General features: G+C 68.4%; 17 protein-coding genes. 7 read left to right on the top strand and 10 right to left on the bottom strand.

Annotated elements, in window-relative coordinates; translation table 11 throughout:
* The 5 genes from ED92_RS06685 to ED92_RS06665 form a co-directional block, all read right to left on the bottom strand.
* On the bottom strand, positions 1-1,611 hold the full coding sequence (locus tag ED92_RS06685; RefSeq protein WP_235213208.1) for an SdrD B-like domain-containing protein: 1,611 nt from the start codon (positions 1,609-1,611) through the stop codon (positions 1-3).
* Between the two features lie 112 nt (positions 1,612-1,723).
* Entirely contained in the window at positions 1,724-3,826 is a 2,103-nt protein-coding gene (locus ED92_RS06680) for a PhoX family phosphatase (RefSeq protein WP_037334198.1), read from the bottom strand.
* 179 nt (positions 3,827-4,005) lie between these two features.
* Positions 4,006-6,048, bottom strand: a complete 2,043-nt coding sequence (locus ED92_RS06675; RefSeq protein WP_081975711.1) for a PhoX family phosphatase — start codon at positions 6,046-6,048, stop codon at positions 4,006-4,008.
* Positions 6,049-6,146: 98 nt separating this feature from the next.
* Positions 6,147-7,364: an MFS transporter gene (locus ED92_RS06670; protein WP_037334191.1), complete on the bottom strand. Its 1,218-nt coding sequence runs from the start codon at positions 7,362-7,364 to the stop codon at positions 6,147-6,149.
* Positions 7,354-7,812 carry a MarR family winged helix-turn-helix transcriptional regulator gene (locus ED92_RS06665; RefSeq protein ID WP_037334188.1) on the bottom strand — a complete coding sequence of 153 codons (459 nt, stop codon included), beginning with the start codon at positions 7,810-7,812 and terminating at the stop codon, positions 7,354-7,356. Before ED92_RS06665 ends, ED92_RS06670 begins: the two co-directional genes overlap by 11 nt.
* Positions 7,813-7,889: 77 nt before the next feature.
* Here ED92_RS06665 and ED92_RS06660 point away from each other — a divergent pair, with 77 nt between their 5' ends.
* The gene (locus ED92_RS06660) at positions 7,890-8,525 is read left to right on the top strand and encodes an HAD family phosphatase (RefSeq protein ID WP_037334185.1); all 636 of its coding nucleotides are present in this window, start codon (positions 7,890-7,892) and stop codon (positions 8,523-8,525) included.
* 92 nt (positions 8,526-8,617) lie between these two features.
* On the opposite strand, the gene ED92_RS06655 is transcribed toward ED92_RS06660, so the two are convergent.
* Both ED92_RS06655 and ED92_RS06650 read right to left on the bottom strand, forming a co-directional pair.
* The gene (locus ED92_RS06655; protein WP_037334182.1) at positions 8,618-9,700 is read right to left on the bottom strand and encodes an inositol-3-phosphate synthase; all 1,083 of its coding nucleotides are present in this window, start codon (positions 9,698-9,700) and stop codon (positions 8,618-8,620) included.
* A 64-nt stretch (positions 9,701-9,764) separates the two neighbouring features.
* Positions 9,765-10,310, bottom strand: coding sequence for a PadR family transcriptional regulator (locus ED92_RS06650; protein ID WP_005168208.1), 546 nt, complete (start codon positions 10,308-10,310; stop codon positions 9,765-9,767).
* 247 nt (positions 10,311-10,557) lie between these two features.
* Between ED92_RS06650 and ED92_RS06645 the strand changes: the two genes are divergently transcribed.
* From ED92_RS06645 to ED92_RS06635, 3 genes are all read left to right on the top strand, one after another.
* The gene (locus ED92_RS06645; protein ID WP_037334179.1) at positions 10,558-10,971 is read left to right on the top strand and encodes a DUF5318 domain-containing protein; all 414 of its coding nucleotides are present in this window, start codon (positions 10,558-10,560) and stop codon (positions 10,969-10,971) included.
* A 487-nt stretch (positions 10,972-11,458) separates the two neighbouring features.
* On the top strand, positions 11,459-13,846 hold the full coding sequence (locus ED92_RS06640) for a transglycosylase domain-containing protein (protein WP_081975710.1): 2,388 nt from the start codon (positions 11,459-11,461) through the stop codon (positions 13,844-13,846).
* Between the two features lie 161 nt (positions 13,847-14,007).
* The gene (locus tag ED92_RS06635; protein ID WP_037334173.1) at positions 14,008-16,518 is read left to right on the top strand and encodes a transglycosylase domain-containing protein; all 2,511 of its coding nucleotides are present in this window, start codon (positions 14,008-14,010) and stop codon (positions 16,516-16,518) included.
* On the opposite strand, the gene ED92_RS06630 is transcribed toward ED92_RS06635, so the two are convergent.
* Complete coding sequence (locus tag ED92_RS06630) at positions 16,519-17,568, bottom strand: Gfo/Idh/MocA family oxidoreductase (RefSeq protein ID WP_152610835.1); 1,050 nt, start codon at positions 17,566-17,568, stop codon at positions 16,519-16,521.
* Positions 17,569-17,623: 55 nt separating this feature from the next.
* Between ED92_RS06630 and ED92_RS06625 the strand changes: the two genes are divergently transcribed.
* The 3 genes from ED92_RS06625 (at position 17,624) to ED92_RS06615 (ending at position 20,725) form a co-directional block, all read left to right on the top strand.
* Positions 17,624-18,691, top strand: coding sequence for an ROK family transcriptional regulator (locus tag ED92_RS06625; RefSeq protein WP_037334168.1), 1,068 nt, complete (start codon positions 17,624-17,626; stop codon positions 18,689-18,691).
* A 69-nt stretch (positions 18,692-18,760) separates the two neighbouring features.
* Positions 18,761-19,105 carry a hypothetical protein gene (locus ED92_RS06620; protein WP_037334165.1) on the top strand — a complete coding sequence of 115 codons (345 nt, stop codon included), beginning with the start codon at positions 18,761-18,763 and terminating at the stop codon, positions 19,103-19,105.
* Positions 19,106-19,177: 72 nt separating this feature from the next.
* Positions 19,178-20,725: a glycosyltransferase family 87 protein gene (locus tag ED92_RS06615; RefSeq protein ID WP_037334162.1), complete on the top strand. Its 1,548-nt coding sequence runs from the start codon at positions 19,178-19,180 to the stop codon at positions 20,723-20,725.
* On the opposite strand, the gene ED92_RS06610 is transcribed toward ED92_RS06615, so the two are convergent.
* Positions 20,682-21,017 (bottom strand): hypothetical protein, encoded by a 336-nt coding sequence (locus tag ED92_RS06610; protein ID WP_037334159.1) that lies wholly within the window; start codon positions 21,015-21,017, stop codon positions 20,682-20,684. The genes ED92_RS06615 and ED92_RS06610 overlap by 44 nt on opposite strands.
* A gap of 44 nt (positions 21,018-21,061) precedes the next feature.
* A complete protein-coding gene (locus ED92_RS06605; RefSeq protein WP_037334156.1) occupies positions 21,062-21,577 on the bottom strand; it encodes a hypothetical protein in 516 nt (171 codons plus the stop codon).
* Positions 21,578-21,939: the final 362 nt, after the last annotated feature.

The following is a 21,939-nucleotide window of genomic DNA, read 5'->3' as shown; positions in this document are numbered from 1 at the left end:
TCACGGTTCGAGCAGCCCGGCGTCCCTGGTCAGATCCTCCGGCGCCGCCACCGCGGCCACCGGCGTGCACCCGGTCGCGGGATCCGCCGCCGAATCCGTGCCGTCGTGGTGCGCGGCGCCGGATCGGGTCAGCTGACGCGAGCCGACGTCGAAGCACACCTGGTACGAGCCCGGAGTGAGCCGTTCGAAGGCGTACCGACCGTCCGGCCCGGTGACGGCCGAGCCGACCTCCTTGCCCGACGCGTCCTTCAACGTCACCTTCACGTCCGGGACGCCGAGTTCGTCGCGGCTCTGGAGGCCGTCCTTGTCCTTGTCCAGCCACACGAAGTCGCCCAGCCTGCTGGTCGGCGCGTTCAGTCCCGCCGCGAGCGTCAGGTCGACGCGGTTACGCGGGCCGACGGTGGTGGTCGCGGTGCAACCGGTCGCCGGGTCGGCGTCCGAATCCTTCGTGTCGTCGCCCGCGTCCTTGGCCGTGTACGTGAACGGAAGCCCGGCGATGTCGAAGCAGACCTGGTAGATGCCGTCCTTCAGCTTGGTGAAGCGGTACTTGCCGCCGGCGTCCGTGGCGATCGTCCCGAGCGCCTTGCCCGACGCGTCCTTCAAGGTCACCTTCACGCCCTGAACGCCCGGCTCTCCGGCGTCCTGCAGGCCGTTCCGGTCGACGTCGTCCCAGACGAACTCGCCGATCTCGTCGATCGCGGGCGGCGGGGTGACCTTGATGGTGGTGGTCGCCTTCTTCTTCGGCAGGGTGCCGCTGGAGACGGTCACGGTGCTGACGTGGCCGTTGTCCGCTTCGGTGACGTTCTTGTGGTCGCAGGTGACGGTCGCGGACTTGCCGCTTTCGAGGCTCGCGATCGGCGCGGGTTTCACGTCGCAGTACGGGTCTTCGACCTTGACGTCGGTCAGCGTCGTGGTGCCGTCGTTGGTGACCGTGAACCGGTAGTTCGCGGTGGTGCCCGCCTCGATGGTGGCCGTGGCGCCCCAGGCTCCGCTCGCCGGATCCCGCACCTCCGCCTTCGCCGAGAACGAGGCGACCTGCAGGTGGACGCAGTCCCACATGACCCAGTTGCGGTCGGTGGCGGCGAAGAACTTCACGGAGCCGGCCGAAGGCGGGGCGGTGGACGGCGGGAAGTCCTGCCGCGCCAGCGCGCCGTCGGTTTCGACGGCGTGCGTGACCTTGAGCTTGTTCTCCAGGACGACCTTGCCGGAACCGTCGTAGAACCGCAGTCCTGTTTCCTGGACGGCGTCCGTGCGCTGGACGTTCGTACCGGTCCAGTCGGTCAGCGTGTAGACGGCGCCGGGCACGAACTTCAGCGCCGCGTAGGCGGTGCTGACCATCTTGTCCGGGGTCGCGATCAGGGCGTATCTGCCGCCATCGGGCTGGTAGCCACTCGCCGTCGACAACCGGGGCTGCTTGCTCCTCGGCGTGCCCGGCGGCACCGGGGCGGCCGGGCTGAACGTGTACCCGGCGGGCGGGCTGCCCTGCTCGACGCTCGGGTTCGGCGCGGCGCCGCCGGTGCAGCCGGACGGGACGGCCGTCGCCTGCGCGTACGAAGGGACGAAGCCGGAGACGAGCGCGCCTGCCGCGATGAACACCAGTGCCCTTTTCACAGGGCTGAAGCTAATGAGCGCGGCGGGCTTCCGTCATCACCGAACGGTGTCGTCCGGCGCCCCGATCAGGGAGAACAAGTCTCGCCGAGAGTGATCGGGGCGCCGGAGGCGACTACTTGACGCCGATGCGGCCGACCTGGCCCCAGCGGCCCTTCTTCCACACCGACACGATCGCCGGCCGCGGCTGCGAAGTGCCGCCGTCCGGCCAGTGCGACGTCGGGTTCGCGGAGCTGGCCGCGTCCTCACCCGGGTGCTGCACGGCGACGAGCACCAGGTGGTCGGTCACCACCGGGCCGCAGCATTCCGCGCCGACCGGGACCGACAGGAACTGCTTGACGTGCCCGCGTTCCGGACCGTCGACCGGCACCGAGAACAGCCCGTCGTGGGAGCCGAGCGCGTTGCCGTCGGTGGAGATCCACAGGTTGCCGTGCCGGTCGAACGCGACGTTGTCCGGGCAGGAGATCGGGCTGACCTGCTCCTTCGGGAAACCGCCGAAGTAGGTGTCCGCCGTCTTCGGGTCACCGCAGACCAGCAGGAGCCGCCAGGAGAACTTCGTCGACGCGGCGTCGCCCCGGTCCTCTTCCCATTCGAGGACGTGGCCGTTGCGGTTGTTCGGCCGCGGGTTCGCCTCGTCGACGTTCGCCTTGCCGGCGGGGCCACGCTGGCTGTTGTTGGTCAGCGCCGCGTAGATCCGGCCGTTGACCGGATTCGGCTCGATGTCCTCGGGCCGGTCCATCTTGGTCGGCTGGACCTTGTCCGCCGCCTGCCGCGTGAAGACGTAGACCTCTTCGGCGGTGAAACCGTCCACAAAGGACTGGTTCCCGGCGGCCAGCGGGATCCACTCGCCGACGCCGTCGAATTCGCCGTCCGACGGCAGTTTGCCGGTGCCGTCGATCTCGGCGGCCGGGCTGTCGCCGGTGAAGCGGGCGACGTACAGGGTGCCGTCGTCGAGCAGCGCCGAGTTGTGGCGGCGCGCGTGCGCGCTCTTGCCCGGCTTGTACTTGCCCTTGGAGACGAACTTGTAGATGTACTCGAAGCGCTCGTCGTCACCGGAGTAGACGGCGACGCGGCCGTCCTTGGTGATCTTGACGTTCGCGGCCTCGTGCTTGAACCGGCCGAGCGCGGTGTGCTTGATCGGCGTCGAGTTCGGGTCGTTCGGGTCGATCTCGACGACCCAGCCGAAGCGGTTGGCCTCGTTGGGCTCCTGCGCGAGGTCCCAGCGCTTGTCGAACCGTTCCCACTTACGGGTGCTGGCGGCGCCGGAGAAGCCATACCGCTTCAGACGCGCGGCAGCGACCGGGTCGGTGACGCTCGCCGCGTTGGCGAAGTACTGGTTGACGTTCTCCTCACCGGAAAGCACGGTGCCCCAAGGGGTGACGCCGCCGGCGCAGTTGTTCTGCGTGCCGAAGACCGTGCGGCCGGTCGGGTCCGCGGAGGTCTTGAGGAACTTCGAGCCCGCCGCCGGGCCGCGCACCTCGAAGGGGGTGTTCAGCGTGATGCGGCGGTTGAACGGGCTCGGCACGGTGCGCAGCGCGCCGCCGATCGGGTCGCGGAAGGCCTGGACGACCGAAAGACCGTGCGCGGCCCACGCGATCTTGACCTGCTCCTCGGTCGGGTTCGCCGGGTCGTACTGGTCGGCCGGGAACATGTGGACCTCGGTGGTGTACTCGTGGTTCACCACCAGCAGGTTGCGGATGCCCAGCGGATCCTGCGGGATCAGGCCGACGAAGTCGTTGTTGTAGCCGAACTGCTTCGCCTGCGCGGCCGCGGTCTGCTTGCGGAAGTCGAACTTCGGGGCGCCGAATTCGACCGCGTCACCCCAGCGGATGACGACGCGCTGGTCGTACCCCTCGGGGATGGTGATGGCGTCGAGCGTGTTCGGCGGCACCGCTTCGAAGTCGGTGCCGGGCACCGGACGCCCGGGGCGGCCCGGCTTGCCGTGGCCGGCGGCGGAGACGTCAGCCGGGGTTTCGGCGGCGGCCGTACCGGACAGCGCGGCGAAACCACCGGCGGTCGCGGCCAGCACGGCGCTCGCCTTCAGCGCGCCACGGCGGGAAAGCATGTTCTTGACGACGTCGCCGAAGTACTCGTTGTCCGACGTGTTCGGCTCGGGGTGGGCGCACGCGTTGCCGCAGCGGTACTCGCAGGTGACCGCGGAGCGGCCACCGGGGTGGGAGGTGATCAACGGCAGGAGCCGCTGAGGCTCGAAGGACACAGGGCCTCCATGGTCGCGGTGGGTACACGTAGTCCAGTCGGGGGAACGTCGTGACGGTAAGCGACCAAAACGATCCGGCCCTGGCCAGAAGATGAACAGCGCGCGAACGAGCGATGGCGCGCTGCCGGACCCGGCAGCGCGCCATCGACCAAAAGTACTGCTAGATCGTTGCTTTTCGACTAGGAGCCGATGTCGGACAGCCCGTGCCTGCCCGGTTTCCAGACCGCCACCACCGAGGGACGGGGCTGGTTTTCGCCGCCGTCCGGCCAATGGGAGGCCGGTTTGTCGGCGTTCGCGCCGTCGACTTCACCCGGATGCTGGACACAGACCGTGACGATCTTCCGCTCGACGATCGGACCGCAGGTCTCCGCGCCGCGGGGCACGGTGAGGAACAGCTTCAGCTCGCCGCGGTTGCGGCCCTCCAGCGGCACCGAGTAGAGGCCGTCGTTGATGCCGAGGGCGCCCGCCGAGTCGGTGGAGATCCAGAGGTTGCCGTGCCGGTCGAAGGCCACGTTGTCCGGGCTGGAGATCGGCGAGACCTGATCCTTGGGGAAGCCGGCGAAGTAGGTGTCCGGCGAGGCCGGGTCGCCGCACACGAGGAAGAGCCGCCAGCTGAACGTGAGTGCGAGCGCGTCCCCACGCCGTTCTTCGAGCTCCAGCACCTGGCCGTGCTTGTTGTTCAGCCGCGGGTTGGGCTCGGTGGCGCCCTCCTTGCCGGGGTTGCCGCGCTCGACGTTGTTGCTGAGCGCGCAATAGATCCGGCCGGTGTACGGATGGGCCTGGATGTCCTCGGGACGGTCCATCTTCGTGGCGCCCACCCGGTCGGCCGCCTCGCGAGTGAAGACGTACACCTCTTCGGCGGTCATTCCGTCCACAAAGGACTTGTTCCCGGACGCCAGCGGGATCCACTCGCCACCGCCGTCGAATTCGCCGTCACTGGGCAGTTTCCCGGTGCCGTCGATCTCGGAGACCGGGCTGTCGCCGGTGAACCGGCCGACGTAGAGCGTGCCGTCGTCGAGCAGGGTCATGTTGTGGCGCCGGGCATGCGCGCTGTCGCCCGGCTTCATGCGCCCCTTGGAGATGAACTTGTAGATGTACTCGAAGCGCTCGTCGTCACCGGAGTACGCGACCACACGGCCGTCCTTGGCGACGCGGATGTTCGCCGTCTCGTGCTTGAACCGCCCGAGATGCGTGTGCTTGACCGGGGTGCTGTCGGGATCGTTCGGATCCAGTTCGATCACCCAGCCGAAGCGGTGGGCCTCGTTCGGTTCCCTGGCGATGTCCCAGCGCGCGTCGAACCGCTCCCACTTGCGGGTGGTCGCGGTGCCCTTGATGCCGTACCGCGCGTAGCGCTTGCGCTTGACGGGGTCGGTCACCGTTTCGGCGTTCCCGAAGTACTGGTTGATGTTCTCCTCGCCGGACAGGATCGTGCCCCACGGCGTGACGCCGCCCGCGCAGTTGTTCATCGTGCCCAGTACCACCGTGCCGGTGGGGTCGGCGGCGGTCTTGAGCAGGTCGCTGCCCGCGGCGGGGCCGGTCACCTTGAACGGCGTGTGCAACGTGATCCGCCGGTTGTAGCGGGACATCTTCGGCCGCAGGTGCCCGGTGTCGCGTCCGCGCGACACCTGGACGACGGTCAGCCCGTGGGCCGCCCACGCGATCTTGACCTGTTCCTCGGTCGGGTTGTCCTTGTCGTAACCGCGGAACATGAACTCTTCCGAGGTGTACTCGTGGTTCGTGACCAGGAGGGAAGTGAGGCCCGAGTGGTCGAGCGGTAACAGCGCGGCGAAGTCGCAGTTGTAGCCGAACTGCTTCGCCTGCGCCTCGGCGGTCTGGTGGTCGAAGTCGAATTCCGGTGCGCCGGGCAGCACCGCGTCACCCCAGCGGATCACGATGCCCTGCTCGTAGCCCTCGGGCACCACGACGGCGTCGAGCGTGTTCGGCTGAACGCGTTTGTAGTCGGTGCCGGGTGGCGGTTTCGGCCGCCCCTCGGGAGCGGCGGACGCCGGCGCCGCGAGCGCGAGCGGCGTCCCGGCGGCCAATGCGACGACGGCCGTCGCCTTCAGCGCGCCACGGCGGCTCACCGCGCCGAGCACGTCGGCGAAGGTGGGGTTGTCCGACGTGTTCGGCGCGTCGTGGAAGCACGCGTCGCCACAGCGATAGGTACAAGTCACTGACGCCCGGCTTGGTGAGTGGCCGGCCAGTAACGGAAGGAACTTCACGCGGACCTCCGCATCTGCAGTTCGGGAGGTCGACGCTAAGGCACCGGACCAACGGGAGGAAACCCCTCGTTGGTCCGGTGTTCACCTTTTGTTCCGATTCACATCTCTTCGCCGACGAGGACCGCTTCGGCCGGGATCGTGTGCGGGTCGGCGGTCTTCTCGCGGATCGTCAGCAGCGCTCCGGCGAGCACGCACAGGACCGCGGCGATCACGAACGGCGCCTGCTTCGCGCCGAACCACTCGGCCAGGTGACCGACGACGGTCGCGGCGACCGCGCCGCCGAGCCAGCGGCAGAAGTTGTACCCGGCGCTCGCGACCGGACGCGGGGCGCCGCTGATCGACATGGCCGTGCCGGTGAAGAGCGTGTTGAGCAGGCCGGACACCAGACCGGACAGGATGATGCCGACGACCAGCACCGGCTTGCTCGGGATCGCCATGATCAGCAGCAACACGGCGTACCCGAAGACGGCGACCACGGTCGCGTGCCGTTCACCGAGCTTCGCGGCGAGTTTCGGCGCCAGCACCACCCCCGCGACGGCGACCGAAAGGCCCCAGCCGCAGAAGATCAGGCCGACGGCGACGGCGCTCCACTCCAGCACGAACGGCGACCAGGCCAGCACCACGAAGAACGCGGCCGTGTAGAGCGCGGAACCGATCGACGTGCGCAGCAGCCCGCCGTGCTTGAGCGCGCGGAACGGGTCGAGCAGGCGGATCTTCGGCCGCTTCTCCTTCGCGTCACCGGTCAGGAAGATCGAGCAGAGCACGAGACCGCACAGCATCAGCAGCGAGGTGCCGAGGAACGGACCACGCCAGGAGATGCTGCCGAGCAGGGCGCCCAGCAGCGGGCCGACCGCGAGGCCGACCCCGAGCGCGGCTTCGTACAGCAGGATCGCGCCCGCCTGGCCGCCGGTCGCGGCGCCGACGATCACCGAAAGCGCGGTCGCGATGAAGAAGGCGTTGCCGAGCCCCCAGATCGCGCGCAGTCCGATGAGCTGCTCGATCGACCCGGACGCGGCGCACAGCGCGGTGGCGACGACGACCAGCGTCAGCCCGACGACCACGGTCCGCTTGGCCCCGAACCGGGCGGTCATCGCGCCGGTCACCAGCATGGCGACCGCCTGGACGCCGAGGTAGCTGGAGAACAGCAGCGTCACTTCGGACGGCGTCGCCTTCAGGCCTTCCGCGATCGACAGCAGGATCGGGTCGACCAGCCCGATGCCCATGAACGCGATGACCGCGGCGAACGCGGTGATCCATACCTGTTTGGGCTGTCCTTTGACGGCGTCCAACAGGCTCGAGTGGGGCTCAGCGCTCATCGCGGATCAGTTCCTCCTTCTTGTCTTCGTGCAGCAACTTGGTGAGGGCGGGGAGCGCGGCTTCGATCGCGGAGCGGTCGGTCTCGTCGAGTTCGAGGAGCCGCTCACGGAGGAACTCCTCCCTCGCGACGATCAACTGACGGTGGAAGCGCTGCCCGACCTCGGTGACCTCGACGAGCACGGCCCGGCCGTCGGCGGGATCGCGGCGGCGGCTGACCAGGCCCAGCCGTTCGAGACGGCGGACGACGTCGGTCATCGTCGGCATCCGGACCCGCTCCAGGTCGGCGAGCGTGCTCATCCGGCGCGGACCGCCGTTGAGCAGCTCCGACAGCACCGAACCCTGCGTGAGGGTGAGCTGCACCTGCGGCGTCTCCCGGCGGACGAGGTAGTACAGCCGGAACACCAGCGGGCGGAGCCGGTGGGCGAGATCGGCGACTTTCGTGGTCACTTAGCCATGCTAACTAAAATTACTGAGCATGGCTAAGTAATCTGCCGCACAGGTTTCCAGCGCCTAGGGTTGAGGGCGTGGAAGCGGTGATCTTCGATCTCGACGGTGTCCTGGTGGATTCGGAAAAAATGTGGGACGAGGTCCGCCGGGCGGTCGTCCACGAGTTCCACGGCACCTGGCGGGAGGAATCGACCAGGGCCATGCAGGGGATGAGCACCCCGGAATGGGCCGCCTACCTGGCGCACGACCTCGGCGTCCAGCTCCGGCCCTCGGACGTCGCGCAGCTGGTGATCGAGCGGATGGCGCGGCGGTACGCGGAGAAGCCGCCGATCATCCCGGGCGCGCCGGGTGTCGTTCGCGAGGTCGCGAAGCACTGGCCGGTGGCGATCGCGAGCTCTTCGCCGCCGCTGCTGATCAAGGCGTTCCTGGACATCACGCGGCTGCCGGTGCCGACGGCGGTCTCGTCGGAGCAGGTCGGCGCGGGGAAGCCGGCGCCGGATGTGTATCTGAAGGCGGCCGAGCTGCTGGGCGCGGAGCCGAAGAACTGCGCGGCCGTGGAGGACACCACGAACGGGCTGCGCGCGGCGCTGGCGGCGGGGATGACGGTATACGCGGTGCCGAATCCGCATTTCCCGCCGGATCCGGCGGTGCTGGAGCAGACGACGGTGGTGCCGGTGATCACGGACCTGCCGTCGGCGCTTCAGGAGGACTGAAGCGGTTTAAGCGGCCCCTCGAATGCTAGGAACGGTCCTTTCCTTGCAAATTTTGCAAGGAAAGGACCGTTCCTAGCGCGCTACGGGAGAGGTCACGCCTCGCCGGCGATGAACTTCTCCACCTCGTCGCGGGCCGTCGCGTCGTCGTACTGCTCCGGCGGCGACTTCATGAAGTACGAGGAAGCCGAGAGGATCGGGCCGCCGATGCCGCGGTCCTTCGCGATCTTCGCGGCGCGCACGGCGTCGATGATGATGCCCGCCGAGTTCGGCGAGTCCCACACCTCGAGCTTGTACTCCAGGTTCAGCGGCACGTCGCCGAAGGCGCGACCTTCGAGCCGGACGTAGGCCCACTTGCGGTCGTCGAGCCACTGCACGTAGTCGGACGGACCGATGTGGACGTTGCCCTTGCCGAGCTCGCGGTCGACCTGCGAGGTGACCGACTGGGTCTTCGAGATCTTCTTCGACTCGAGCCGCTCCAGCTCCTTCATGTTCAGGAAGTCCATGTTCCCGCCCACGTTGAGCTGCATCGTCCGGTCGAGCTGGACGCCGCGGTCTTCGAACAGCTTCGCCAGCACGCGGTGCGTGATGGTGGCGCCGACCTGGGACTTGATGTCGTCACCGACGATCGGGACGCCGGCCGCGCGGAACTTCTCCGCCCACTCCGGGTCGGAGGCGATGAACACCGGCAGCGCGTTGACGAACGCCACACCGGCGTCGATGCACGCCTGCGCGTAGAACTTGTCGGCCTCTTCGGAACCCACCGGCAGGTAGGAGACGAGCACGTCGACCTCGGCCTCGCGCAACGCGGCGACGACGTCGACCGGAGTCTCGTCGGACTCCTCGATGGTCTCGCGGTAGAAGCGGCCGAGACCGTCGTAGGTGTGACCGCGCTGCACGGTGACGCCCAGCGGCGGCACGTCGGCGATCTTGATGGTGTTGTTCTCGCTGGCGAAGATCGCCTCGGACAGGTCACGGTTGACCTTCTTGGCGTCCACGTCGAACGCGGCGACGAACTCGATGTCGCGGACGTGGTACTCGCCGAACACGACGTGCATCAACCCGGGCACGCGGGTGCCGGCATCCGCGTCGCGGTAGTACTGAACGCCCTGGACCAGTGAGGCCGCACAGTTGCCGACGCCCACGATGGCCACCCGAACGCGGCGGTTCTCGCCCATGCCGGTTTCTCCTTCATTAGTCCAACAGTTGTAGGTAATGCGCAGCGAGGACCGCCGGAGCGCCTCAGGTCTCCGGTCCGCGCTGCTCGGCCTGTTCGTGCGCGATCAGCTCGTTGAGCCAGCGCACCTCCCGTTCACTGGACTCCAGCCCGAGCCGGTGCAGCTCACGGGTGTAGCGGTCGATCTTCTCCTCGGCCCGCGCCATTGCCGTCCGAAGTCCTTCTCGGCGTTCCTCGACCCGACGACGACGGCCTTCCAGGATTCGCATCCTGACGTCGGCCGGTGTCCTCGAAAAGAACGCCAGGTGGACGCCGAAGCCTTCGTCGTCCCACGTCTGCGGCCCGGCGTCGCCGAGCAGTTCGGCGAACCGTTCCTTGCCCTCGGCGGTGAGCTTGTACACCCGCTTGCCCCGGCGTGCCCACGCCCGGTCTTCCACCTCTTCGAGCTCCTCGACGAGGTAACCGGCGCGAAGCAACCGGCGCAAGGTCGGGTACAGCGAGCCGTACGAGAACGTCCGGAACATCCCGAGCGTCTCATGCAAACGTTTGCGCAGCACGTAACCGTGCATGGGGGTCTCGTGCAGCAGCCCCAAGATCGCGAGCTCGAGCACACCGCACCCCCTTCCGGGAACAAACCGCGACCGGTCGCGTTGGCCACCGTGACCGGCTCGGTCAACCTACCGGCCCACTATATCGCGCCGATACATCGAAGTGGCGTAGCTAACCCGATCGAGCGCGGGCGGATCCGGGCGAAATTCACCGGAGAGTTATCGAATCGTCGGCGTGTCCGACCGTGCGCGGACCGTCTCCCCGAGAACGGGACGTGGACCACACAGCAAGAGCCCGTACTCTGTTGGCGTGCGAAACCAGCGGCAGGTCGTGGACTACGCCTTACAGCGGCGCGCGCTGCTCAAGGGCGTCCACTCCGGACGGGTCGGCACATACGACGTCTGCGACGCGGGGCCGTACCTGCTGCGGGCCGCGAAATTCCACGGCCGACCAGGCGAGCAGGACTGCCCGGTCTGCCACCGGGAGCAACTGACCCTGGTGTCCTGGGTGTACGGCGACGAGCTCAAGCACGCCGCCGGATCGGCCAAGACACCGGAGGAACTGACGCGGATGGACGGGCTCTTCGCGGAGTTCACCGTCTACGAGGTCGAGGTCTGCCAGAGCTGTCACTGGAACCACTTGGTGCGGTCCTACGTCCTCGGAACAGGAGAACCGGGAACCACCCGGCCACGGACCCGGTCGCAGAGGACAGCGGGTCAGTGACAGGTATCGAAAACGCAGTTGACCACAGAGCGGCGTCCCCCGAAGCGCCGGTCTGGGAGGCCCATTCGTGAACGACGACCGCAAGCGCTCCTGGCCTGGCCAGGAGCCTGATGCACCTCGCCGTGCCCAATGGCCGGGCGAAGCCGACGAACCAGGCTGGCCGAGCGAAGAACCGCCGCGCCGCCCCCAGCGCCGGACACCCCCGAACGGCACCCCCCGCTCGGCCGCGCCACGGTCCGCGAACGAGCCGCAGTGGCCGGGCGGCGACGCCGGCGGCCCGGAGTGGCCCTCCGACAACGAGCCGCGCCGTCCCGCGGCCCCGCGTCGTTCCAACGGCATGCCCCCGCGCAGGCAGGGACCCCCGCCGCCGGGAGCGCGAGGCCCCGCCGGTGACCAGCGGTCCCGCCAGGGTGCCGCCGGGCATCGCCCGCCGCCGCCCCCGCCCGGCAACCGCCGTCCTCCGGCCCCGGCCGACCAGGCGACCGCGATGGTCCGGCCGGTCGAGCCGGAACCGTACGAGCGCGAGCCCGAGCTCATCACGCATCACGCGCACAACGGCACCGAAGACCCGTACGGCTACGACCCGTACGACGATCGCTATGACGATCGTCACGAAAGCACCGCGCTCGGCGCCGAGGGCGAAGACGGCTACGACGTGGACGACGGAGCGCCGGCCGAAGACGGAGAAGACGACAAGAAGAAGGTCCTCACGCCGAAGCAGCGCAAGAAGCGCCGCTGGCGGATCATCCGCCGGGTCCTCTACGCGATGTTCGGTCTCTTCGTCGTGGTGCCCGCGATCGCGTTCGTCATCACCTACTTCCTGGTGGACGTCCCGTCGCAGGAAAGCGTCGCGAGCCTGCAGAGCCAGCCGATCACGCTGATGTACTCGGACGGCAGCCCGATGGGCAAGATCGCGCCAGCCAGCGGCGGAAGCCGGTACCTCCTGCAGCCGGGCGACGTCCCGGAGGTGGTCAAGAAGGCCGTGTACGCGGCCGAGGACTCGTCGTTCGAGACCAACTCCGGGTTCGACGTCGGCGGCATCCTGCGCGCGGTCTACAACAACGTCACCGGCGGCCAGGGCGGCGGTTCGACGATCTCCCAGCAGTACATCAAGAAGGCCACGGCCAACGAGGCGCCGACGCTCACGCGTAAATGGACCGAGCTGGCGAAATCCTTCAAGATGAACAACCAGATGTCCAAAGAGGAGATCATCACCGCCTACCTCAACACCATCTACTTCGGTCGCGGCGCGAACGGCATCGAAGCGGCCGCGCAGGCCTACTTCAAGAAGCCTGCCAAGGAACTCGGCGCGTCCGAGGCGGCCCTGCTCGCCGGCCTGATCCAGGGCCCGAGCAAGTCCGAGAACGAGGCTTACGCCACCAGGCGGTGGACCTTCGTGATGGACCAGATGGTGGCGAACGGCTGGCTGCCCGCCGGCGAACGCGCGAGCGCGACCTTCCCGAAGCCCATCCCGAAGGCGCAGGCGAAGGCCGACGACGCCGGGACGCTGAGCCTGCACATCCGCAACCGGGTGATCGACGAGCTCGAAGCCCGCGGTTACGACCAGGACCGGCTGCACCAGGGCGGCTACAAGATCACCACGACGATCGACCCGAAGGCGCAGAAGATGGCCGAGGAGTCCGTCGCCGAGGGGATGAAGGGCCAGACGGACGAGAACATCCTGAACGCGCTGGTCGCGATCGACCCCAAGACCGGCGGCGTGGTCGCGTACTGGGGTGGCCCGGACTGGACGAAGAACGCGCAGGGCCAGGACGTCCAGGCCATCGACTGGGCGAACGTGCCGCACAACCCCGGTTCGGCGTTCAAGGCCTTCGACCTGACCGCGTTCCTCAAGATGGGCAAGGGTCTCGGCGAGACCTTCGACGGCTCCAACAACCGGAAGTTCGACGGCCGCACGATCCGGAACGCGGGCGAGAGCTCCAACTGCGGGCCGCAGTGCACGGTCGCCGAGGCGATGAAGGTCTCAGCGAACACCGTGTTCTACGACATGGTCCGCAACGAGACGAAGATCGACCCGGTGGCGAAGGCGGCCAAGGAAGCCGGCGTGATGGTGGAGGCCGACGGCGGCAAGGCGAAGCTGAGCCCCGACATCAACATCGCGCTCGGCGGTGGTGGCACGGTCACCACCGCGGAGGACATGGCGGCCGGCTTCGCCACCTTCGCCGGTGAAGGCGTCCGGCAGAAGCAGCACTTCGTCGCGAAGCTGACCAACTCCCAGGACGAGGTCGAGTTCGACGAGACCGCTCCCAAGGGCGCTCCCGCCTTCAGCGACGACGCCGCCAAGAGCAAGCAGATCGCGGGCAACGTCACCGACGCGCTCGAAGAGGTCATCCCGTACTCGAAGCTCAAGTGCCCGAAGGGGCACGAATGCGCGGGCAAGACCGGGACGCAGCAGTACGACTTCAAGGACAGCGACCCGGCGAGCTATCGCGATCGCAACGCGCAGACCTGGATGGTCGGCTACACGCCGAGCATCTCGACCGCGGTGTGGGTCGGCGGCGACGGCAACAAGCCGCTGCACGACAAGAACAACAAACCGGTCTACGGGCGGACCATCGCCGGCCCGATCTGGGAAGACTTCATGTCCCGGTACATGACCGGCAAGCCGTCGGAGAAGTTCGAGAGCGTCAAGCCGATCGGCAAGGACGCGCGTTACGTGCCGACGACGACGGCGCAGAAGCCGCCGGAGACGCCGACGCCGACCGAGACGCCGACGACCACCCCGACGCCGACGACTCCCACCGAGCCGACGGAGACGGAGCCGACGAAACCGACCAAGCCCACGAAGCCGAGCTGGACGAGGCCGGGGCCGGGGACTTCGGATCCGTTGTTCCCGAACGGCGAAGATCCGTGACGATCGGGCTGAGCACGTGAAGGAAGGTGTGCCGGGCGAGTGCCCGGCACACCTTTTTTCGTGGCATCGGTGAACCTGAACCGATCCGATACGTCTTCAGTAGAAGGAGACCTGCGACCGCAGGACCGCGCTCACCCACGGAAGGTTCGGAGGACGTCCCAGTGAACGACGATCCCCACGGCGGATGGCCAGGTCAGGACCCTGACCCCGCCCGTCGTCCGCAACGCCCGGCCGGACCGCCCCGTCGTCCCGCCGGTCCGCCCCCGGGATACGGGCAGCGGCCGGGTCCCGGTCCGCAGGGGCAGGCGCCGTGGCAGCGCCAGGGTCCGTCCCAGCAGCAGCCGCCCCCGCGTCGTCCGCAGCGGCCGCCGGTCGCGCCGCAGCACGAGCCGGACCTCATCACGCATCACGAGCACAACGGCACCGCCGACCGCGGCTACGACGAGCCGTACGAGGACGAGCAGTACGGCCCGGAGACCGACGAGAACGGGAAGCCGGTCCTCACCCCTGCCCAGCGCAAGAAGCGCCGGTGGAGACGCATCAGGCGGGTGCTGCTCGCGCTGTTCTGCCTCTTCGTCGTCATCCCGGCGATCGCGTTCGTGATCACCTACTTCGCCGTCGACGTGCCTTCGCCGCAGTCCGTCGCGGCGACGCAGGGCCAGGCGGTGACGTACTACTACGCCGACAACACCGAGATGGGCAAGGACGTCCCCAAGGGCGGCAACCGGCACATCCTGACGCCGGAGCAGATCCCGGACATCGTCAAGAAGGCCGTCATCGCCACCGAGGACGCGTCCTTCGAGACCAACTCCGGTTTCGACATCGGCGGCATCCTGCGCGCGGTCTACAACCAGGTGACCGCGGGCAAGGGCGGTGGTTCGACCATCTCCCAGCAGTACATCAAGGTCGCCAGCGGGGACGACGAATCGTCGCTCGCGCGCAAATGGACCGAACTCGCCAAGTCCTTCAAGATGAACCAGACGTACGAGAAGAAGGACATCATCACGGCGTACCTGAACATCATCTACTTCGGGCGCGGCGCGTACGGCATCGAGTCGGCCGCGCAGTCGTTCTTCGGCAAGCCCGCGGGCGAACTCAACGCCTCCGAGGCGGCACTGCTCGCGGGTCTCATCCAGCAGCCGGGCCGCTCGGAGAACCCGAAGGTCGCGAACGAACGCTGGACCGTCGCGCTGAACCGGATGGTGCAGAACGGTTTCCTCTCCGCCGCCGACCGCGCGAACCTGCAGTTCCCGACGCCGATCCCGCAGGAGGACAAGCAGCAGGCCGGGGTGGTCAACCCGTTCATCCGCGACAAGGTCAAGGAAGAGCTCGCCGCGAACGGCATCACCGACGACGTCTACTACCGGGGCGGCTACAAGGTCTACACGACCATCGACCCGAAGGCGCAGGCCGCGGCCGAGCAGGCGGTCGCCGACGGGATGAAGGGCCAGACCGACGAGAACCTGCTCAACGCGCTCGTCGCGATCGACCCCAAGACCGGCGGCGTGAAGGCGTACTACGGTGGCCCGTCCATCGTGAAGGGGCCCAACGGCAAGGACCAGAAGGGCCGCGACTGGGCGAACACACCGCAGAACCCCGGGTCGTCGATGAAGCCGTTCGACCTCACCGCGTACATGCAGCTCGGCAAGGGTGGCATCAACTCGACGTTCGACGGCTCCAACAACCGGCAGTTCGGGAAGCAGACGATCCGGAACGCCGGCCCCGGCAGCACCTGTTCGCAGCAGTGCACGGTGTCCGAGGCGATGCAGCGGTCGGCCAACACGGTGTTCTACGACATGGTCGTGAACGTGACCAAACCCGGGCCGGTGGCGCAGGCCGCCAAGGACGCCGGGGTGAAACCCGCCCCGGACGGCAACTCCGAACTGTTCGCCGACAACAACATCGCGCTCGGCGGTGGCAAGACGGTCATCACCCCGGAGGACATGGCCGCCGCGTACGCCACCTTCGCGGGCGACGGCCAGCGCCGTGACAAGCACTTCATCGTCAAGGTGACCAACTCGCAGGACGAGGCCGCGTACTCGGCTCCGGAAGAGGCGAAGCCGGCGTTCGCCGACGACTCCGACAAGAGCAAGCAGATCGCCGGCAACGTCACCGAGTCGCTCAAGGGTGTCATCCCGTTCTCGAAGCTCAAGTGCCCCAACAACCACGAGTGCGCCGGCAAGACCGGGACCCAGCAGCACACCTACCGGCCGGGCGAGCCCGCGTCGGCGAAGGACGCCAACTCGCAAACCTGGATGGTCGGCTACACGCCGTCGATCTCGGCCGCGGTGTGGGTCGGTGGCGACGGCGACAAGGCGCTGAAGGGCAAGAACGGCAAGTCGATCTTCGGTTCGACGATCGCCGGGCCGATCTGGCAGAAGTTCCTTTCCCTGTACCTGAACGGGAAACCGGGGGAGCGCTTCGACAAGGTCAAGATCATCGGCGGGGACGACAGCAACACCGTCCCGTCGACGCAGACCCCGCCGGACGACGACGAGGGTTCGACCGAGACCGGCACGCCGTCGACGGGTCCGTCGACCGGATCCTCGTCTTCGCGGAACGAAGAGGATCCGCCTTCGAGCTCGAAGAACCCGCCTTCGTCCAGTGAGAACAACGAAGAGGGCGGCAACGGAGGTCCGCCGGGCCGGGGCGGCAGAGGCGATACCGAATAGCTAGAGGGTGACGACGCGCCGTTCGGCACCCGCGAGGTGGGCGGCTTCGATGACCCGGAGCGTCTCCACGGCGGAGGCGGGATCGACCGGGAAGCCGCCCTTGCCGAGCAGCGCGTCGCGCACCTGCGCGTAGAAGTCCTCGTAGCGCCCGACCTCGGTGGGCACGGTCTCGACGTCGTCGTTCACGCCGAGCACGCCGGCGTCCGACTCCGGTTCGACGCCCCAGCCGGGGTCGCCGGGCCGCAGCCCGTCCTTGATCTGCGGCTCCTGGACGTCGAGGCCGTACTTGGTGAAGGTCGCCTTGTCGCCGAGCACGCGGAATCGCGGGTTCCGGGTGCCCGCGAGCGCGGACGCCCACAGGTGCGACCGCACGCCGTTGGTGTGTCGAAGCGCGACGAAGGCGTCGTCGTCGACCGACACCCCGGCGCGGCGCCTGTCGACCTCCGCGTAGACCTCGGAGACCGGGCCGAACAGCTGCAGCGCCTGGTCGACGATATGCGCGCCGAGGTCGTAGAGGAGCCCGCCCGCCTCGGCGGGGTCGCCGAACTCGCGCCAGTTGTCCCGCGGTTTCGGCACCCAGCGGTCGTAGCGTGACTCGAAGCGGAAGACGTCGCCGAGACGGCCCTCGTCGAGGACCTTCCGGACGGTGAGGAAGTCCGAGTCGAATCGGCGGTTCTGGAACACCGTCAGCCCGACACCCTTGGCCTTCGCGGCTTCGACGACCTTCGCCGCTTCGGCCGCTGTCGGCGCGAAGGGCTTGTCGACGACGACAGGCAGACCCGCCTCGATCGCCCGAAGCGCCAGCGGAACGTGCGTGCGGTTCGGCGTGCTGACGACGACCAGGTCCAACTCGCCGGCCTTCGCGAACAGCGCGTCCGCGTCCGGCAGTACGTCGGCGGCCGGGTGGTCGGCGCGTGCCTGCGCGACCCGATCCGGGTTCGAGGTGACGATGGCGGCCGGGGTCAGCCCCGGTGTCGCGTCGACCAGCGGCGCGTGGAAGACGCGTCCGCCGGTGCCGTATCCGAAGATCCCCACTCGCAAGTCAGCCATGACCCCATTAAACAACAGTGTTGCGTAATCAGCCAGTCATGGCAGGATGCGCGCTATGCCGGAGACCGGGGTCAATCTGCGCGGCCTGCGCCAGCACAATCGGACACTGCTGCTCACGCACATCCTGCGCGCGGGCGGTCTGAGCCGTGTCGAACTCGCCGAGCGCACCCGGCTCACCCAGCAGGCCGTCTCGAAGATCGTCCCCGAACTGCTCGAAGCCGGCCTGCTGGACGAAGAACGCCAGCCCGCGTCGGGTGTCGGCAAGCCACGCACCCTGCTGCGCGTCCGCGCGAACGCCCGGCACGCGCTCGGCGCCCAGCTCGACCGGGACTCCTTCCGGGTGGTCATGACCGACCTGACCGGGAAGATCATCGCGTCGCGCGGCGGGCCGCTGCCCCCGGGATTCACCCCCGACCAGGCCGTTTCCGCCCTCGGCGAAGCAACCGAAGCGCTACTCGACGGCGTCGAGGGTGTCCTCGGCCTCGGCGTCGGCAGCGTCGGCCCGCTCGATCACCACGAAGGAGTGGTCCGAGACGCCACGAACATGCCGGGCTGGCACCACGTGCCCCTGCGCGACCTGCTCGCGAAACGCACCGGACTGCCCGTGCGGCTCGACAAGAACACCAACGCGGCCGCCTTCGCGCAGCACTGGCCGGAGGGCGACCAGGCCGCGACCGCCGTCGTGCTCGTCGGCACCGGGATCGGCGTCGGCCTGCTGATCGACGGCAGGCTGTACCGCGGGCCGCGGACCAACGCCGGCGAGTTCGGGCATACGACGCTCGCCTTCGACGGACCGCGCTGCGCGTGCGGCCGCCGTGGCTGCGTGGAGGTGCTGCACAACGCGGCGGCGACCACGGAAGAGGCGGCGGGCCTGCTGGCGATCGGGCTCGCCGACCTCGTCCAGGTGCTCGATCTCGAACGTGTCGTGCTGACCGGACGGTCGGTCCGCGCGGCACCCGAGGTGTACCGCGACACCGTCGCGGCGCGGCTGCGGGAACTCCTGCCTTTGCCGCACTGGCAACGGATCCAGGTCGATCTCGACGAGATGGGCGACGACGTCGTGGCGTTCGGCGCGGCGGCGGAGGTGCTGGCCGGGTTCTACGAGAGCGGCGACATCACCTAGGAACTGGCTTGTAACAGACGAAGCTCCCGTGACGACCTTGCATCGACATTCGGGAGCAAAGGGAGTCAGTTGCGCGCCAGGGCGATCATCGCGACCATCACCGTGACCTGCGGGGTTCTGCTGTCCGGATGCGGCACCGCCGTGTCCCCGCCCGATCCCAAGGCCGAATGGACGGGCGCGATGAAGAGCGCGGGTTTCGTACCGAACTCCCCGCACACTTACGACGAGATGTTCGAGTCGGCGAAGAATTTCTGCAGCGCGGGATCCGCGCTCGCGATCAGCGGACTCGCCCGCACCGTTCTGACACCTGAAATGGCCGATCGGACAGCGATGCCGGCCCGCGGCAAGGACCCCGATACCGCGGCCAAGGCCTACGGGGACGCCACCTGGAAATGGGCCTGCGGACACCAGTAGATCGCCGACCGGGTTCTACGAGAGCGGCGACATCACCGGGTGGTCACCCGGATAGGCGCTAACATCCGCCACGTGTCCGACCAGACGACCCAGCCCGAGGCTCCGCTCTCCCTCACCCCCGGCGAGCGGGTCATCCCGAGCTGGAACGAACCGCTCGTGGCCGCGGCCACCCGCCCGATCGGCGGCCCGCTCGGCGAGCACGCGGCCGTGGGGCGGCACTGGTTCTGGTCGCCGCAGCGGGTCGGGCTGCTGCTGGCTTGCCTCGCGTTGGTGCTCTCGTGGTTCGGCAAGGCGTCGTGCATCCAGCAGTACACCGACGACTCCGGCACCCATCAGCTCGACTGGCGGGCGGGCCGCCCGTTCGTCGCGATGTGCTACTCGGACATCATCCCGCTCTACAGTTCCGAGCGGCTGAACAACTCCGACACCTTCCCGTACGTGACTTCGTGGACCGAAAACGCGGGAACGGCGAAGGAGACCACGCGGTACATGGAGTACCCGGTGGCGACCGGGCTGTTCCAGTGGATCAACGCGAAGCTCACCGAAGCCTGGCTCTCGGTCGCGGAAGCGGGCTGGCTGCCCAGTGCGCTCCCGGTGGCCGTGTACTTCAACATCTCGGCACTGTGGCTCGCGCTGGCCTGGCTGGTCACGGTGTGGGCGACCGGCCGATCGCTGAAACGCCGCCCGTGGGACGCCGCCCTGGTCGCGATCTCACCGCTGGTGCTGGTGCACGTCTTCACCAACTTCGACGCCATCGCGACCGCGTTCACCGCGACCGCGCTGCTCGCGTGGGCGCGGCGACGGCCCGAGGTCGCGGGCTTCCTGCTCGGGCTCGGCGCGGCGGCGAAACTGTATCCGCTGCTCCTGCTCATCCCGTTGTTCTTCCTGTGCCTGCGCGCGGGCAAGGTCAAACAGTGGGCGCTCGCCGCCGGGCTCGCCGTGGCGACGTTCGTCGTGGTCAACGTCCCGTTCGCGCTCGCCGCGCCGACCGGCTGGTGGGAGTTCTTCCGGCTCAACGCGGCACGTCCGATGGACCCGGACTCGCTCTACAACGTGATCTCCCACCTTTCCGGCTGGGCCGGATTCGACGGGAAACTCGCCACGGGCGAGACACCGGTCGTGCTCAACGCCGTCGTCGCGGTGCTGTTCCTCGCCGCCTGCGCCGGCATCGGCTACGTCACGCTGAAGGCGCCACGCCGTCCGCGGTTCGGCCAGCTCGCGTTCCTCGTGGTGGCCGCGTTCCTGCTGACCAACAAGGTGTGGAGCCCGCAGTACTCGCTGTGGCTGGTTCCGCTGGCGGTACTCGCGATCCCGCGCTGGCGGCTGCTGCTCGGCTGGATGATCCTCGACGCGCTGGTCTGGGCGCCGCGGATGATGTACTACCTCGGCGTCGACAACAAAGGCCTGCCCCAGGACTGGTTCCTGGGCGCCGTCGTGGTCCGCGACCTGGCGGTGGTCGGCCTTTGCGCGCTGGTGATCCGCGACATCCACCAGCCACGCAAAGACCCGGTCCGCGCCGCCGGGGACGACGATCCGATCGGCGGATTCCTCGACGGCGCCCCCGACCTACGCGCGGTCAAGCCCGCTTCAACACCTCAGGCCCAGGACGTTCGAGCCTGATGTGCTTGCCGAAGTCCTCGGCCCCGAAGTCTTCGATCCGCACGACGACGGCTTCGGGCGAGGTTTCGACCAGCCTGCAGGTGAACCAGTCTTCGCCGTGCCTGACCGACCAGCGCTCGGCGAGGATGGCCAGGCCCTCCGCCTCCAGCAACGCGACGGAGTCGTCGAAGGCGGCGGGCCCGCCGAGCGGGTAGCCGAAAACGGTCAGTGCCTGCCAACGGGTTTCCGGCGCGGGGACGACGTAGCCGACGTGCTCGCCGTCCTCCGCCCGGTACACGGTCCGATTCTTCATGCGGCCAAGACTCGACCCTCCCGTGGCGAGAGGGTCAAGCCGATTCAGCGCACGAGGTAGCCGCCCGTGCTCGTTTCGAAGAACGGGATCGGGGCCGTGCAGCGCAGAACGTCCTGGTCGAAGCCACCGACGGCCCAGCTCCAGCCGATCCGGTCGTGCCCGCCCGGCACGTCCCGCACCGAGAAACCGACCCGGCGCCCGACCAGGTTCACCGGGAGCGCGGGGATGTCGGCGCGTTCGATCACGCCGGTCAGGATCGCGAGGTCGCCGTCACGCGAGACGCAGTCGACCTTGCCTTCGAAATCGGCGAAGGGCTTCCCGTCCTTGGTCAGATGATTCACGTGGAACCGCCCGGAAGACTTCCCGGGATCGCCGAAGGCCGCGAAGTCGAACCGGACCGGATCGCCTTCGTAGCCCGGAAACGTCAGCGGACCGCCCGCCGAGCCGAGGACGACCGAGCCGGACGGCGGGGCCTGCGCCGCCGTCGCCTGGGTCGCCCCCAGCGTTCCCGCGGCGACGGCGAGCACTGCGACGGCGGCGATCTTGGCCTTGAGCTTCATGGCTTTCCCTCCAGTACCGGGTGTTTCCCGGCTGGAATCGAGCCTTCCTTGATGGGCTTGCCCGGCCCTCCCGCTGGAGAGGGAACGCTCTCCCGCGCGGGTAGCCCCTCGGTCCGGCTTGATCACATGCCAGGTCCTCGCCACGCACCCCACAGGGCACAAGCAGGCACAGCGGTCACAGTGCCTTCACACCATGCCGAGTACTTCAGCTGCCCAATCCGTCGCGAGTACCGCACTCACGTGATCGAAGCCGGAACTCGCGTGATCAGAGGCGGAACACCCCGAGTGCGGCTTCCAGTCACGCGAGTCACGTGCCTGAGCACACGAATCACGCCTTCGCGCACGCCGCGCCCTGTGTTCCA

The sequence above is a fragment of the Amycolatopsis sp. MJM2582 genome (assembly GCF_000754115.1).
In the GTDB taxonomy this organism is placed as follows: Bacteria; Actinomycetota; Actinomycetes; order Mycobacteriales; family Pseudonocardiaceae; genus Amycolatopsis; species Amycolatopsis japonica.
The sequence above is the reverse complement of the archived record's forward strand: the minus strand, read 5'-3'. Positions and strand labels throughout refer to the sequence as shown.

What these genes read in the sequence shown, in the direction of transcription:
- ED92_RS06670 (WP_037334191.1), bottom strand. Translation starts at nt 7,364, where the DNA reads ATGAGCGCTGAGCCCCACTCGAGCCTGTTGGACGCCGTCAAAGGACAG.
- ED92_RS06655 (WP_037334182.1), bottom strand. Translation starts at nt 9,700, where the DNA reads ATGGGCGAGAACCGCCGCGTTCGGGTGGCCATCGTGGGCGTCGGCAAC.
- ED92_RS06640 (WP_081975710.1), top strand. Translation starts at nt 11,459, where the DNA reads ATGGTCCGGCCGGTCGAGCCGGAACCGTACGAGCGCGAGCCCGAGCTC.
- ED92_RS06630 (WP_152610835.1), bottom strand. Translation starts at nt 17,568, where the DNA reads ATGGCTGACTTGCGAGTGGGGATCTTCGGATACGGCACCGGCGGACGC.
- ED92_RS06625 (WP_037334168.1), top strand. Translation starts at nt 17,624, where the DNA reads ATGCCGGAGACCGGGGTCAATCTGCGCGGCCTGCGCCAGCACAATCGG.
- ED92_RS06610 (WP_037334159.1), bottom strand. Translation starts at nt 21,017, where the DNA reads ATGAAGAATCGGACCGTGTACCGGGCGGAGGACGGCGAGCACGTCGGC.
- ED92_RS06605 (WP_037334156.1), bottom strand. Translation starts at nt 21,577, where the DNA reads ATGAAGCTCAAGGCCAAGATCGCCGCCGTCGCAGTGCTCGCCGTCGCC.